Annotated in this window: 10 protein-coding genes; 1 reads left to right on the top strand and 9 read right to left on the bottom strand. The window is 51.4% G+C overall.

Annotation, left to right across the window (positions count from 1 at the left end):
* Positions 1-598 precede the first annotated feature (598 nt).
* The 9 genes from ald to NH461_RS06795 form a co-directional block, all read right to left on the bottom strand.
* Positions 599-1714 carry an alanine dehydrogenase gene (gene ald, locus NH461_RS06835; protein WP_261602486.1) on the bottom strand — a complete coding sequence of 372 codons (1116 nt, stop codon included), beginning with the start codon at positions 1712-1714 and terminating at the stop codon, positions 599-601.
* An 822-nt stretch (positions 1715-2536) separates the two neighbouring features.
* Complete coding sequence (locus tag NH461_RS06830; RefSeq protein ID WP_261602485.1) at positions 2537-2803, bottom strand: hypothetical protein; 267 nt, start codon at positions 2801-2803, stop codon at positions 2537-2539.
* Positions 2804-2854: 51 nt separating this feature from the next.
* Positions 2855-5779: an EAL domain-containing protein gene (locus NH461_RS06825; protein ID WP_261602484.1), complete on the bottom strand. Its 2925-nt coding sequence runs from the start codon at positions 5777-5779 to the stop codon at positions 2855-2857.
* A gap of 268 nt (positions 5780-6047) precedes the next feature.
* Positions 6048-7280 (bottom strand): organoarsenical effux MFS transporter ArsJ, encoded by a 1233-nt coding sequence (arsJ, locus tag NH461_RS06820; RefSeq protein ID WP_261602483.1) that lies wholly within the window; start codon positions 7278-7280, stop codon positions 6048-6050.
* A 127-nt stretch (positions 7281-7407) separates the two neighbouring features.
* Entirely contained in the window at positions 7408-8409 is a 1002-nt protein-coding gene (locus tag NH461_RS06815; RefSeq protein WP_261602482.1) for an ArsJ-associated glyceraldehyde-3-phosphate dehydrogenase, read from the bottom strand.
* 322 nt (positions 8410-8731) lie between these two features.
* Entirely contained in the window at positions 8732-9226 is a 495-nt protein-coding gene (locus NH461_RS06810; protein ID WP_261602481.1) for a cyclin-dependent kinase inhibitor 3 family protein, read from the bottom strand.
* A gap of 45 nt (positions 9227-9271) precedes the next feature.
* Positions 9272-10051: a metalloregulator ArsR/SmtB family transcription factor gene (locus NH461_RS06805; RefSeq protein ID WP_261602480.1), complete on the bottom strand. Its 780-nt coding sequence runs from the start codon at positions 10049-10051 to the stop codon at positions 9272-9274.
* A 155-nt stretch (positions 10052-10206) separates the two neighbouring features.
* Positions 10207-11232, bottom strand: coding sequence for an alpha/beta hydrolase (locus NH461_RS06800; RefSeq protein ID WP_261602852.1), 1026 nt, complete (start codon positions 11230-11232; stop codon positions 10207-10209).
* Positions 11233-11535: 303 nt separating this feature from the next.
* On the bottom strand, positions 11536-13173 hold the full coding sequence (locus NH461_RS06795; RefSeq protein ID WP_261602479.1) for a GMC family oxidoreductase: 1638 nt from the start codon (positions 13171-13173) through the stop codon (positions 11536-11538).
* Positions 13174-13445: 272 nt separating this feature from the next.
* On the opposite strand from NH461_RS06795, the gene NH461_RS06790 reads away from it, so the two are divergent.
* Entirely contained in the window at positions 13446-15437 is a 1992-nt protein-coding gene (locus NH461_RS06790; RefSeq protein WP_261602478.1) for an SDR family oxidoreductase, read from the top strand.
* The last annotated feature ends 34 nt before the right edge of the window (positions 15438-15471 follow it).

The raw sequence follows: 15471 nt of genomic DNA, 5'->3' as shown, positions 1-15471 counted from the left end.
GATTTAATTCAGACTGACTTTCAACCGAGCCACTGATAAGTGAATTCATTTCCAGACATTTATATCTAAAACATAATTCACCCACCTCACACACTATCTATTGAACGTCCTATCCCGATAACATCAAATATCATTGATGATCTTGAAAAATTTCCACCTAAGAATGCCGCTGAATAGTCAATGAGTAAAAAGATAGTTCATCACCAGCAATTTCAGTGATCAGCCGAGATAGTGATATGCCGCGACACAATGGCGCAGTCGTCTTTACTGTAATTACGGCAGGATCCACACCCACCATTTCCTTTCTCCCTGCTCCTTTCTCACAAGCTATATGCGGGTATCGGGCAAAGATTGGGGAGGACGCACAGCCAGATCTTATACCAATCACAGTAAGTAAGGGATCAGAAATAGCGTAGGAAAACGCGTGAGAACAAGGCAGAATTCTTCGATAAGTAGTTATTTTACAATCAAAAATTTTAACGCATTTATCAGGCGTTTTAACAAGTTAGGATGACCAGTGATTGACTACAATTGGTATTTCAGGCAAAAAAATCCCTGCGCGAAGGCAGGGATTTTCCGACACTAACCTAAATGGCTATTATGCCAGTGCTTCTTCAGCTGAAACGAATGGCAGGTCCAGTGCTTCTGCAACTTCGTCGCAAGTGATTTGACCGCGGTAAACGTTCAGGCCGTTCATCAGGTGCTTGTCTTCTTGCAGTGCAGCTTTGTAACCTTTGTTTGCCAGTTTCAGGATGTATGGCAGCGTTACGTTGTTCAGGGCAAACGTCGAAGTACGGGCAACCGCACCTGGCATGTTCGCTACGCAGTAGTGAACAACGTCGTCAACAATGTAAGTTGGGTCGCTGTGTGTTGTCGCGTGAGAAGTTTCAACACAACCGCCTTGGTCGATTGCCACATCAACAATGGCTGCGCCTGGTTTCATGTTCTTAACCATCTCAGCAGTCACCAGTTTCGGTGCAGAGGCACCAGGAACCAGAACACCACCAATCACCAAGTCAGCTTCCAGAACGTGTTTCTCAATCGCATCTTTCGTTGAGTAAACGCACTTCACTTTACCGTCAAACTGAGCGTCCAGCTTACGCAGTGCATCAATGCTACGGTCCAGAACAACCACATCTGCACGCAGGCCAACAGCCATTTGTGCTGCGTTGGCACCAACAACACCACCACCGATGATCACTACTTTCGCAGGCTCAACACCAGGAACGCCCGCAAGCAGCATACCGCGACCGCCTTTTGATTTCTCCAGCGCAAAAGCACCAGCCTGGATAGACATACGGCCCGCAACTTCAGACATTGGCGCCAGCAGAGGCAGACGGCCGTTGTCGTCAGTCACTGTTTCGTAAGCAATACAAACAGCTTTGCTGTTGACCAGGTCTTTGGTCTGCGCTGGGTCCGGGGCCAGGTGCAGGTAAGTAAACAGGATTTGACCTTCACGAAGCATCGCACGCTCAACAGCTTGCGGCTCCTTAACTTTGACAATCATTTCTGATTCGGCAAAAACCGCTTCTGCTGTTGGCAGAATTTGAGCACCGGCATCAATGTAGTCCTGATCGCTGAAGCCGATACCTGTACCCGCTTGTGTTTCAACATACACAGTATGTCCATGCGCCACAGCCTCGCTTACAGAAGCAGGGACCATACCTACACGGTATTCATGAACTTTAATCTCTTTAGGTACACCGATAATCATTTTTATATCCTTGCTGACTTGTTTAAAAGTTATGTACACAATAATGAAAAAAGACTGGAATGTGTCACCGTTTTTTAACCTGGTTCCAACAAATCCATCTAGGATTTTCTTCTAATCTGGCACAATGAACTGTTTTTGACTTGGCTCACACAACAAAAATTGGGTTTTTGAGCACAAATTAGACCACCTGACCATCATTTATTACATATCCAGTGATAATCCCTATAGTGGGTAGCATATATAGAAATAACCTCTATGGACAAAATGCCAAAAACCGACTATCAAGCCAAAAAAACACAATCACAACAGGATAAAATACAGAATTTCTAACTTCTTCAGCATGATTACGGGTTCAATACGTAAAAGTGCTGTGATTAAAGCCCATTACATTTCATCACACAAAGGCAACATTCCTACGTACCTCCGTCAGCGGGCTAAACACCGGGGTCATGTCGCGCCATAGAAAACTGCCGCAAGAAAAAATGCGCTCAAATACAGAGCAGGCATCATCCTGCACATGAACATGGCCGGGATGTTGATACCAATCACAGTCAGTAAGTGAGCAGCAATAGTGTAGGAACAATGCTTGAGAACAAGGCAGCATTGTTCGATAAGGCGTGATTCGACAATCAAAATGTCTAACGCAGTTATCGAGAGTTTGAACAAGCTAGGGTGAGCCGTTATTGACTACAATGGGTATGAAATCGGGATGAGACGTTAAGATACTGATTTTCAATAAGAGTGGTGAAATTCTGCACCGTGAGCATGGCGAAATTCGGGAACAAAAAAAGCCGCTTTCGCGGCTTTCTTGGCTAGGGCATGTTAATCCTCAAACTCCCAAGGCATATCCGGGAGGGCGTCGAGATTTTCAGCATAACGCTTGAGGTTAAAGCTGCCGTCATTTTTGGCGACATCAAACACTTCAACAGACAGCGCACACGCCATCATTTCAATGGCTTCTTCCCGCGGGGTGCCGGTCATCATTAGACGCATCAGCGTTTCTTTTACTTTGATCGGGTTGCCGTCGGCCAGCTGATTTTCGATCGTTTCGATCAGCATGTCCCCGTTCATGATTTCATCATTTTGCATAATTTAACCTGCTCATCAGTTTCGCTGACGCAGTGTAACAAAATCTCTGCCTCATTGCTGTTGCAGCAATGTGAAGCAGCGTTCAAACGGCACCGCCTGACTAAAATAGAATCCCTGAACATACTGACAGCTCATGTCCTGTAACAATGCCAGTTGCTCCTGAGTTTCAACGCCTTCGGCCACCACCTGGATCCCGAGCTTTTTGCTGAGGTCGATGATCAGCGACACGAGGGTTTGGCTATCAGGGCTTTGCTCAATGTCTTTGATAAACTCACGGTCGATTTTGATAATATCCGGCCGGAGCTCAACCACCGCACTAAGCGACGAGTACCCGGTACCGAAATCATCCATCGCTACTTTGATATCCCGCTGCTTGAAATGATTCAGCAGGCACTGGATATCACTGCTCTCTTTGGACGCAATCGATTCAGTAATTTCAATAATGATCGCGTTATCCGGCAGGCCATAGTGCTGGATCACTTCCCACACCTGCTCTTCTTCCGCGTTATTGATAAACTCTTTCACCGAGCGATTGACTGAGAAGCTCACCGAGTCAAATCCGGCATCATGGAGCGTTTTCAAATCGCGGCAGGCCTTGTGCAGCACAAATGAGCCCAGCTGTTTAATCAAGCCGTATTTTTCCGCCAGCGGGATAAACACCGCCGGGGAGACAAAACCTTCCACATCGTCAAACCAACGGACCAGAGCTTCGAACTTTGAAATATCGCCGCTCTGAGCATCCACAATCGGCTGATAGTAGACCGTCAGCGCTTCATCGGCGATGGCATTTTTCAACCGATCCCGCAGCCGGAGTTTCTGCAAATACTCAGACTGCAGATCGCCGTCATACTCGCAAACGCCATTCCGCCCCCGCCCTTTCATGTTGTACATGGCATAGTCGGCATTCTTGAGCAACGCATGATGCGTCATGCCGCTATCGGGATAGGTAGAAACGCCGATACTCACCGTCGTATTGATGGTGATACCGTCAATCAGCAGCGGCTTGGAAATTGTCGCCACCACGGCATGGGCCATTTCTTTCGCTTCGTTCGCCCCGCTGTCGGGCAGTAACACACAAAACTCATCACCGCCATAGCGGCAAATATTATCGTTCTCAGTAAACTGCTGCTTGAGGCGCTCGGCAATATGGGTCAGCACCCGGTCCCCGAAATCATGGCCGTACAGATCGTTAATCGATTTAAAATCATCCATATCGATGAACAACAGCGAAAAGACCTGGCTTTTCTTGCTCACCGAATTAATCTTTTTCTCGACCCGGTGCACAAAGCTCCGGCGGTTGACTAACCCAGTCAGCGGATCGCAATAGGCGAAGAAGGTCAGCTGCTCTTCCGCTTTCTTCCAATGACTGATGTCGCGGAACACGGCAACATAATTAATAACCTCATCATTGCTGTCCCGGATCACATTGATCGACATCTCTTCCGGGTAGATCTCACCGTTCTTGCGCTTGTTCCAGACCTCACCTTTCCAGTGTCCCATCGTGGTCAGGCTGTACCAGAGATCCTGATAGTACTCTTTCTCATGCAGGCCCGAGGAAAGCACACTCGGAGTCTGGCCCAGCAGCTCTTTTTCCCGGTAGCCCGTTGTTTGTTCAAACGCCCGGTTCACCGAGATAATCTTGTTATGGCGATCCGTGATCAAGATGCATTCGGAGGTATTGTCAAACACCACCTGAGCGCGATTCAACTGGCGCCGCGCTTCCACCGTGTTGGTGATATCGCGCTGAATCCCGGCAATGCGGGTCGGCTCACCTTGGTCATTCTTGGCAATGACACTCCCTTTGAGCTTCAGCCAGCGCTCGTTGCCCTCGATCAGCTCCGGAAAACGTTTTTCACTGAGTCGAAACTCAAACTGGAACACGCTGGTAAAATTCTGCTGAATAAAGCGCTGGAAAAAGCTCAACCCTTCCGCGCGATCTTCCGGATGAATGCATTCAATCCACTCCGCAAAATCACTGCCGTCTTGCGGTTTTTCCCGACCGAGGATATTCCAGAACTTCGGCGAGGTAAAAAACTCCTCGCTGAGCAGATCATATTCCCAAATCCCCTCTTCAACCGAGTTAAAGGTGGTATTGAGTTTGTGAGATGTTTTGGTCAGCTTCGCCGAAATCTGGTATACATCGGTGACATCATGTACCGTCCCCCGCATCAGCAGCGGCTTGCCCCGTTTATCCCGGATCACATCTGCGCGCTTGCGCAAATATTTGATCGATCCATCGGCCAGTTGCGCGCGGTGGACCAGGTTATAGCTGACCGAATCGGATTCAATCGACTCATGCAATGAGTTTAAGACCCAATCCCGATCTTCGGGATGAATGAATTCAGAGAGCAAATCAATCGAAGGCGTAAGGCCGGTATCTTCAATCCCGTATATCCGGTAGATTTCCCGGCTCCAGGAAATGGTGTCTGCGGTCAGATCCCAGAACCAACTGCCGACCTTCGCCACTCGTTGGCCCTCTTCGAGCTCCCACAACAATTTTTCCTGTTTGGACAACAGCTGGGTGTATTTCAGTTCAATTCCGAGCAGATAGCTCAAATCCTGGCACCACCGTTGCGCGGCCTCCGTGTGTTGGTACGGCCGATCAAACAAGCAGACAATGATGCCAACGGCTTCGTCGCTGTCGGTAAAAACGGGGATCCCGAGGTAACCCTCGACATCCATGGCCTGGAGCGCAATATCGTTCGGAAACAGCGCCTTGATGTTCGCCGGATAACTGCAAGCCTGACTGCCATGCTGTACCAACTGACATGGTGTCCCCGTCAGTGGATAGGTGAACGGATCACTCAACTCACCCTGGATCCGGTAGGACAAGGTGCTAGCATAGTGCCTTGTCTCATCAAAACAGCCAATAAAACAGTGCTTCGGCGATAAGAACTCATACAGCAGATGCGTGGCTTCATCAAACAGTTGATTTCCATGTAAGCGCTTGAGCGCATTTTCAATCGTGGTATTCATCACTCGCTTAGCAATAGTCAGACTTGGTCAGTAACCCGGTCATGTCTGTGGGTTATCAAAGGCAAAACGGAGTGAGACTCTACATGATGAACCTGGTTTATTAAAGTGAGCGTCGAATGGGAGGAAGATCAAAGTTTCAAAATATTGATATGTATCACTATATCCCGAAATTTTGCCATCTCCCTGTTGCTACAAGGAGATTCATGCTTTCAAAGCATAGAATAACGACAGAAAAGGAGACAGCAGCCAATCTGGCTGCTGTCTCTGGTTAGTTTACCACTTGTGTTTTCGGGTGTGCCGGTAGCCAGAGGGAAATCAGCGTGGTCACGGCCAGAAAGGCAAATGAAACCCACAGACACGTCGCCAGTCCCGCGACCTGATACAGCCAACCGGAAAGGACGGTTCCAATCAAGCGACCCATCGCATTGGCCATATAGTAGAACCCAACATCCAGAGAGACGCCGTCATCTTTGGCATAGCTGACGATCAGATAGGAATGCAGGGATGAATTGACGGCAAAAACGGCCCCGAACACCAACAAGCCACCGACAATCGTCAACCCCGGCTGCCAGCCGGACTGGACCCCGAAAGCAACCGCGGCGGTGATCAGCGCCAGCAGCCCGGCCCAGCCCATGGCAGCTTTGCCATCGGGCACCACGCCTTTGCTTTTCCCGGTAATGCGCGGGGCGATACCCTGAACAAAGCCGTATCCGATCACCCATAAGGCAAGAAAGCCGCCGACGGCACTATGCTCCCAGCCAAACACCTGCCCCAGGTAAATCGGCAGCGCAACGACAAACCAAACATCCCGCGCGCCGAACAGAAACATCCGGGCGGCCGAAAGAATATTCACGCTGCTGCTTTTCGAGAAGATATGGCTAAACTTCACCTTCTGCTTGGCTTTGCCCATCTCCTTATCCAAAGCCGACAAACTCAGGCACAGCACGCCCAGCAGGACACCGGCCATCGCCAGCACCGCACCTTTAAACCCAATGGTGGTCAGCAGTAAGCCACCGAGAAAAAAGCCCGCACCTTTGAGCGCATTTTTCGAGCCGGTCAGAATCGCGATCCATTTGTACAAGGCGCCCTGACGCTCGTCCGGCACCAAAGTTTTGATGGCACTCTTGGCGCTCATCTTATTTAAATCTTTGGCAATGCCCGATAATGCCTGTGCCAGCATCACCCAAGGCACAGTCAAATAGGCCGATGGCACGGCCAGCATCGCCAAGGCAAGCACCTGCATACCGAGCCCGACATTCATGGTTCGGTTCAGGCCCAGTTTGGCGCCCAGCCAGCCGCCCACCAAATTCGTGACGACACCGAAAAACTCATAAAACAAAAACAGCGATGCAATTTCCAGTGGCGTGTAGCCCAGCTGGTGAAAATGCAGCACCACCAGCATGCGCAGCGCCCCATCGGTGACCGTAAAATTCCAGTAGTTAAAGGTCACCAACATATATTGGCGCACGTCTTTCGATAAGTTAGAAAAAGCAGCAAACATGCAAAATTCTCTTGTCAGTTGCGCAGCACTCGCACTACGGCGGAAAAGCAGGCCAACAGCAGCGGGGTTTCCCGTGTCCTGTGGCCTGCTCAATACTGCCCTTACAGCGGTGTCGCTCAGTCCGGTTTTATGCCAGGCCGACTTTACGGATCAGCTCGGACGTGCGGGTTGCATAACCCATCTCGTTATCGTACCAGGCGTACACTTTGACCATGCGATCGTTCACCACCATGGTCGAGAGCGCATCAACCACCGTCGAGCGCTGATCGCCTTTGTAATCAATAGAAACCAACGGGCGCTCTTCAAAGCCCAGAACACCGGCCAGTTCACCTTCCGCCGCTTCTTTCAGTAGTGCATTGACTTCTTCGGCCGTGGTATCGCGGCTGACGTCAAAAATAATGTCGGTCAGGGATGCGTTCGCCAGCGGCACACGAACTGCGTGGCCGTTAATTTTGCCCTTCAGCTCCGGGAAAATTTCGACAATGGCCGTTGCCGAACCCGTGGTGGTCGGGATCAGGCTCATGCCACAGGCACGGGCACGACGCAGATCTTTATGCGGCGCGTCCAGAATGGTTTGAGTGTTGGTCAAATCGTGAATGGTAGTAAATGACGATTGCTCAATCCCCAGTTTTTCATGGATCACTTTCACCACCGGAGCAATACAGTTGGTGGTGCAGGATGCCGCCGTCACAATACGATGTTTTTCAGCATCAAACAGATGATCGTTCACGCCCACCACAACGTTCAACACGCCTTCTTCCTTCACCGGCGCAGAGACCACCACACGTTTGACGCCCTGATCCAGATATTTTTGCAGCAGCTCAGTTTTACGATGTACCCCGGTTGCTTCCAGCACCACGTCACACCCTGACCAGTCAACTGCATCAATATCGCGCTCCTGAGTACAGCGAATCCGATGCTCGCCAATCACAATGGCATTGTCTTCTGCGACGACTCCGTGATGCCAGCGGCCCTGAACAGAATCAAACTCCAGCAGGTGACCTAAAGTCTGTGCATTCCCGGCGACATCGTTAATTTGTACAAATTCAATATCCGCCCAGTCAAAGGCAGCGCGCAGTGCCAAACGACCAATACGGCCAAACCCATTAATACCTACTTTAATCGCCATGCTTCATTTCCTCGGTGCGAGCGCACCATTAAATATCCGAAAAGCCATATATATGGAATAACGAATATACTAGTCATATCCTGAACGTCTGGCTAGCCCTTTCTTAAAAAATTCATAAAAGCCCATTTTTTTTCATCCTGGGCATTCTATGGTTATCGGCTGACAAAATGATGAACCCGGTCAGAGCCGGGACAGAAAATAAATTAACCGTAATCACCAGCAACAAAAAAACCCCGTCGAAACGGGGTTCGCGTTGCCAACTCATCACGTTGTTTTATAAGAGTTCTGTTATACGGTGTTTCTGACTGCCCGAACTTCGGGTTTATTGAAACTGCCGGATATAGTCAAGGTGAGCCTGACGGGTAAATGCCCCCGGGCGCAGCGCCTGAATTTGCGTAATCGCCGTCTCCAGTGCCACACCACGCGCCAGCATCAACCGCGCCGCAATCAACCCGGTCCGACCGGAGCCGCCCATACAATGGATTGCCAATGACTCGCCCTGATCCAGCATGGCCTGCGCTTCACGATTGGCTTGCGGCCAATTGGCATCAAACGCATCGCCCGGGGCGCAGTCATCTTCAATCGGCAGATGGAACCATTTCAGCCCCAGCGACTCACACGCCTGAGCCAGCGCCGTCAGGCCATCATCGGCTAAATCGCCGGGTTCAAGTGCGGTCAGCACCGCTGTGGCACCCGCATCTTTCAGTTGCTGCAAGGCCGCTTTCAACGGCGTTTCTTTGGTGCCGGGACAAGGCGTCAAAATCAATTGGCCACTCCCCGCCAGCGGGAGGGTCCAGTACGGGTGTACAGTCGACATGGTTTTTCCTGTTAACATCAGAAAGGTATAAATGAAAGCCGAACGCTAGGCATTCAGCGTCGAATCTTTATGGCTGTATCCTGGTTTTTTACGATCGGCCAGCGCTGAGAGTTTTAGCTTTTCGGCATTGATCATGCTCGGATTACCGTTTCTGACCGTCGCCAGTGTATGCCGGATCCAGGTCGGCAAATTCTCGGCCAGTCGGTAGAAAATCCACAACCCTTCACGCTGATCCTGCAACACGCCACCGTCACGGAGCAGTGCCAAATGCCGTGAGACCTTCGGCTGACTCACTTCCAGCACCTTGGTCAGGTCGCTGACCGACAGGGCCTGTTCGTCTTCGATCAGCATCAAAATCCGAAGCCGGAGCGGATCACTCATAATTTTAAACAACTCAACCGGGCCTATCACATCCTGCTGCGGTTCCCCATTGAGCATCAGAAACAAGGCAAGTCGCGCCCGCAGTCCTTCCAGCGTTTCCCGGAACGGCGCCAGCCCTTCGAGCGGTTTTGGATCTTTAAAATCCCAATGGATCAACGCATCGGAATCCGAAAACAGCGCACATTCGTTACTGGCTCTGTCACACAAGGTGATGACCACATCAAAATGTTGATCCTGCAATGCCTGTGCAGACACGCTATGGAGATTTTCAGCATCGATCCCGGCCTCAGACAGCACCTGATAAACCCGCGGATCCACCGTTTCCGGCTTCATGCCGGCACTCATAACCTGGTAGTGCTCACCCGCCATATGGCGCATCAGCGCTTCCGCCAGTTGAGAGCGGGCAGAGTTGCCGGTACAAAGAAATAAGATTTTCTTTTTCATGAAGGACTCAGTCGATAAACAGCTGGAGCCAGTATATATGAGTTACTATATATAACAATAGCCATATATAGAGTTCACGAAACTGTCAACAAACTGAAAGATAAGATGCGGGCCAAGCCTGCTGAGGGACCAGAAGGCTTGGCCCGCAATAGATATTAATCGGCGGTATTAAACAAAACCCACTGATGGACCTGATGGGCGACCTGCGGGTGGGTGAGCAAATCGATATGATTGATCCCGCCGACCACCCATTGATGGGGCTGCGGATAATTAAGGGCTAACAGCCCTTCGCTGGCAGCGCCCAGGGCACTCGAAACCGGGACCAGGCCGTCTCCCAGGCGGAGATTTTTTTCATCGTCCAGGTTTTGCCCCAAACATGAGGCAATCGCATAGCAAGCAACCCCTTGCGGTAAGGCAGGACGCTCGGGTGGCAACGCCAACTCTGCCTGCGGTTGCCAGTCCGTATGACGAATATATCCCCGACTTAAGTCTTTGGTGCCACTACTGCGGATCTCCGACAACCGGGTCAGCATTTTAAGATAAGGGCTGTCAGCGATTCGGTCATCGATCCAGCACGCCAGCTTGGCCAAAGGCGCACCGTTGTGGGGAGAGCCGAGGGTAATAAAGGTGTTCAGCACCGAAAGCCACGGCAATTGGTGCTGCTCGGCATAATAGCAGGCGCTGCGGGTCACAAGTCCCCCCATACTATGGCCGATGATCACCAGCTCTTTCACCGGACATGGCCAGGCCATCACCAGCGCGTCCAGCATCCGCGCGAAATTTTCCCCATTTTCCGAGATATGCAGACCCGTGTTGTAACGCAGGTAGATCGGGGTATAGCCATATCGTCTGAGGCTTTCGCCATGATCATGCGCTTTGCGTTTCCACTGCACATCATTCATGCACCAGCCGTGGACACAGACGACGATTCGCTCAGAACAACGTGTCAGTTGCTGCTGCAGTTGTCCCGGCTCCAACACCAGGGTCTGATGCTGATCCCGCAGCAACATCGGCTGCAGGAAACGACTGTTCCGTTGTGCCAGATAATCGCCAATCGCCCCATTGAGCGTCGCAATCACCATCTCGCTCTGTACCGGCGGTAACCCCGATTCAATGAAGTCGCCGATTTTCTCTTTCGCCGCCAGCTTGTTCTCAGACATTTTGGACGAAAATTCATCCATCACACTCTGAAATCTTTGACTCAGGTTATTCTTCGAAATCATACACCAACCTACTGCTGCCAACGTCGCTTCCTATCATTTATGAGCCAACATCAGAAATCAAGTCAATCTCGAACAGGATTCAGGCGAATATTAAATATGAGAATCAAGCTGGGGAATAACCATCAACTGATTTTGAATAAAAATAAAAGAGAAGCGCGCCGCTCTATTGTAAAAATAAAAATTAGAAAAATCACTCTAACTTTTATTTATTGATTTAGAAATAGAGTCAGGCCATCAAAATAGCCTGAAACTTTTTGACGATTAAATCATATCAACCGTTTCTAATTCATGATTAACGGACTTTTTTAAATAGGATGCCAAAATCATATCCGATGCTTTTTCCGCGATCATAATGGTCGGCGCATTGGTATTGCCACCGACTAAAGTCGGCATGATCGAAGCATCAACCACCCGTAATCCGGATACGCCCCGAACTCTGAGTTCAGCATCAACTACCGCCATCTCATCTTGCCCCATTTTACAGGTCCCGACCGGGTGATAAATCGACTCGGCCTTGCGGCGGATAAAGGCTTCCAATGCCGCATCCGTTTGTACTTCAGTCCCCGGAAAAACCTCCTGCCCGCGATAGCGAGCAAATGCCGGTTGCCTGAGAATGTCCCGCGACAACTTCAGCGCTTTGATCATCACCGCCATATCCTCCGGATCATCCAGGTAATTGGCCCGAATAGCCGGCGCCGTGGTCGGGTCGGCATCCCTGAGCGTTAACCGACCACGGCTTTTCGGCCTTAAATTGCACGCATGGAGTGAATAGCCGTGACGCACCGTCTGCCACAGATTCAGGCCGTGGTTGTCGAGAAAACAGGGGGAAAAATGAAACTGGATATCCGGCACCGCAAGCTCAGGCGCGCTTTTGGCAAAGCCGCCGGCCTCCGCAATATTCGACGTGAAGTTTCCTTTTCGATACAGGAAGTAATCAAACACACCTTTCACGGAGCGCAGCAACGCCACCGGTGAAAACCCAATCGAGTAGAAGGTTCTTTCGCGCGTCACGGCCAGTACATCCAGGTGATCCTGCAGGTTTTCCCCGACACCGGGCAGATGGTAAACCAGCGGAATCCCATGCCGACTGAGCTGATCCTGAGCCCCGACACCGGACAACAGCAACAGCTGCGGGCTGTTAATAGCCCCGCCGCTGAGCAGCACTTCGCCCCGACAAGACACCGTGTTCAGCTGGCCATGTCGGCGATACTCCACGCCGGTGGCCCGGGTGCCGTCGAACAATACCCGCGTCGTCAACGCGTCCGTGATCACCGTCAGGTTGTCCCGCGCCTCTGCCGATCGCAGAAAACCGGCGGCCGTGCTGCACCGTTCACCATTTTTCTGGGTCACCTGGTAATAACCAACGCCCTCCTGTTCACTGCCGTTGAAGTCCTGCGCCCGTTGATGACCGGCCTGCATTGCCGCTTCAATAAAGGCGTCTGACAGCGGGTTATGGACCCGCAGGTCCGACACATGGAGCGGCCCATCAACACCGTGATAAGCATCTTCCCCGCGAAGCTGATGCTGGGATTTTTTAAAATAGGGCAACACATCCTGATAGCCCCAGCCCTCGTTCCCAAGCGCAGCCCACTGGTTGTAGTCGCAGGCATGACCGCGAATATAGCACATCGCATTCGATGCACTACTCCCTCCCAGCGTTCTGCCCCTGGGCCAGAACAGCCGACGGCCTCCCAAATGGGGTTCCGGCTCGGTGTAGTAGCGCCAGTTCATTTTTTTTGAATGCATCATGCCGATGATGCCAAGCGGCACCCGGATCATCAGGCTGGCATCTTGCGGTCCGGCTTCCAGCAGGCATACTTTCACCGACGGATCGGCGGACAACCGGTTCGCTAATACACAGCCGGCCGACCCCGCGCCAACAATAATAAAATCATACATAACATTCCCTCAGTTAAATGTGATGATTTGCCAGCCAGATGAATAATCCCAGTCATGGTTATTCTTTATTGATTCTCTAATAAATCATAGGCAACTTTTACTCACTTTGATTTGTTTTGATTATTCCATTGCAATAAAAAGTTTCAGTAAAAATAAAAAGGTGATCTGTTTAATAGTTTTCGATTTTGAGTAAAGACAACACATCTGACCAGTGTAGATTTAATATTGTATAAAGGAATACTCATTTTTTTGCCTGCATTTAAGGAGATCTCATGGCATATTTTCTGACTGGAGGGACCGGTTTTTTAGGCCGTCACCTCATCTCAAAACTGGTTCAGCGTAAAGGCACCATTTTTGTCCTGTGCCGAAACGAGCAGGCGCAGGAAAAACTGGCCGACCTGGTCACAGAACTGCACATTCAGACCGACCGCGTGGTACCGGTGCTCGGCGACCTGACTCAACCCAGACTGGGGCTGTCTGAGTCAAGCATCGCCGAGCTCCGCGGCAACATTCGTCACTTCTTCCACCTGGCGGCCATTTATGATCTCAAGGCCAGTGCCGAAGCCCAGGAAGCGGTGAACGTACAAGGGACGCAACATGCACTGGATGCCGCAGAAGATCTCGATGCAGGCTGCTTCCATCACATCAGCTCGATTGCGGCTGCCGGGCTGTATCAGGGGCACTTCCGGGAAGATATGTTCGAAGAAGCGGAAAATCTGGATCATCCGTACTTCTCAACCAAGCATCTGTCAGAAAAGGCCGTTCGCGAGCACTGCATGGTGCCTTACCGGATCTACCGGCCGGGGATGGTGATCGGTCACTCCAAAACCGGGGTGGCCGACCGAGTAGACGGCCCGTATTACCTGTTCAAAATGATTCAACGGATCCGATCAGTGTTGCCGGCCTGGGTACCGACCATCGGTCTGGAAGGCGGCAGCCTGAATATTGTGCCGGTCGATTTCGTCGTGAACGCACTGGATCATATCGCCCACCAGCCGGATCTGGATGGCCGTTGCTTCCACCTGACCGATCCCAAGCCTTACCGCTCGGGTGAAGTGCTGAATATTTTTGCCGAAGCCGGTCACGCCCCGCGCATGGCCCTTCGCCTGGATGCCCGCCTGTTCGGCCTGATCCCGAACCAGGTCAAAGGAGCAATTCTGTCATTGCCGACCATCCGACAAATTACCGATGTGACGCTGAAAGATCTGGGGATCCCGGCCGAGGTTCTGAAATTCTTCACCTATCCAACCGAGTTCGACTGCCGGGAAACCCAGATGGCACTGAAAGGCTCCGGCATCGAATGCCCTCGCCTGCCGACTTATGCCCCGGCCATCTGGGACTACTGGGAACGCCATCTGGATCCGGCGATCTCCGGCGATCGCAGCCTGAGTGCCCGGGTCTCCGACAAGATCATCCTGATCACCGGCGCCAGCTCCGGGATCGGCCAGGCAACCGCGTTCAAACTGGCGGAAAACGGCGCCGAAATGATCCTGGTTGCCCGCGATGAAGAAAAACTGGCAGCGACCAAGCAGGCCGTTGAAGAGCGCGGCGGAATTGCACACACCTATACCTGTGATTTATCGGCCATTGAACAGGTCGAACAGCTCATTGAGCAGGTGCTGGCTGATCACGGTCGGGTCGATATTCTGATCAACAATGCCGGTCGTTCGATCCGCCGCTCCATTGCCAACTCGATTGACCGCTTCCACGACTTCGAGCGGACCATGCAGCTCAACTATTTTGGTTCACTGAAACTGACCCTGGGGCTGCTCCCGGCAATGGAAGCGCAGGGCGGCGGCCATGTCATCAATATCTCTTCGATTGGTGTGCTGACCAATGCGCCACGCTTCTCAGCTTATGTGGCCTCAAAAGCCGCGCTGGATGCATTCACCCGCTGTGCGGCTTCAGAGTATTCGGATCTCAATATCCATTTCACCACCATCAATATGCCTTTGGTGGCGACGCCGATGATTGCCCCGACGAAGATCTACCAGTCCGTCCCGACCCTGACGCCAAATGAAGCGGCCGATATGCTGGCCACCGCCATCATTGACAAGCCGAAACGGATCGCCACCAACCTGGGCATTTTCGGCGCGGTCGTACACGCCCTGTTCCCGAAACTGGCCGAAATCGTGATGAACAGCAGCTTCCGGATGTTCCCGGACTCAAAAGACAGCGATCAGGGTAAAGAGCAAAAAACCGAGAAAGCCTCTTCAGCAGAGCTGATCGCTTTCTCTGCCCTGCTCAAGGGGATTCACTTGTAAGCCAAACACAGACAAGTGACACGAAGTAAGGAAC

The sequence above is a fragment of the Photobacterium sp. TY1-4 genome (genome assembly GCF_025398175.1).
Classification (GTDB): Bacteria; Pseudomonadota; Gammaproteobacteria; order Enterobacterales; family Vibrionaceae; genus Photobacterium.
The sequence above is the reverse complement of the archived record's forward strand: the minus strand, read 5'-3'. Positions and strand labels throughout refer to the sequence as shown.

What these genes read in the sequence shown, in the direction of transcription:
- NH461_RS06790 (WP_261602478.1), top strand. Translation starts at nt 13,446, where the DNA reads ATGGCATATTTTCTGACTGGAGGGACCGGTTTTTTAGGCCGTCACCTC.
- NH461_RS06830 (WP_261602485.1), bottom strand. Translation starts at nt 2,803, where the DNA reads ATGCAAAATGATGAAATCATGAACGGGGACATGCTGATCGAAACGATC.
- NH461_RS06815 (WP_261602482.1), bottom strand. Translation starts at nt 8,409, where the DNA reads ATGGCGATTAAAGTAGGTATTAATGGGTTTGGCCGTATTGGTCGTTTG.
- NH461_RS06825 (WP_261602484.1), bottom strand. Translation starts at nt 5,779, where the DNA reads ATGAATACCACGATTGAAAATGCGCTCAAGCGCTTACATGGAAATCAA.
- arsJ (WP_261602483.1), bottom strand. Translation starts at nt 7,280, where the DNA reads ATGTTTGCTGCTTTTTCTAACTTATCGAAAGACGTGCGCCAATATATG.
- NH461_RS06800 (WP_261602852.1), bottom strand. Translation starts at nt 11,232, where the DNA reads ATGGATGAATTTTCGTCCAAAATGTCTGAGAACAAGCTGGCGGCGAAA.
- NH461_RS06795 (WP_261602479.1), bottom strand. Translation starts at nt 13,173, where the DNA reads ATGTATGATTTTATTATTGTTGGCGCGGGGTCGGCCGGCTGTGTATTA.
- NH461_RS06810 (WP_261602481.1), bottom strand. Translation starts at nt 9,226, where the DNA reads ATGTCGACTGTACACCCGTACTGGACCCTCCCGCTGGCGGGGAGTGGC.
- NH461_RS06805 (WP_261602480.1), bottom strand. Translation starts at nt 10,051, where the DNA reads ATGAAAAAGAAAATCTTATTTCTTTGTACCGGCAACTCTGCCCGCTCT.
- ald (WP_261602486.1), bottom strand. Translation starts at nt 1,714, where the DNA reads ATGATTATCGGTGTACCTAAAGAGATTAAAGTTCATGAATACCGTGTA.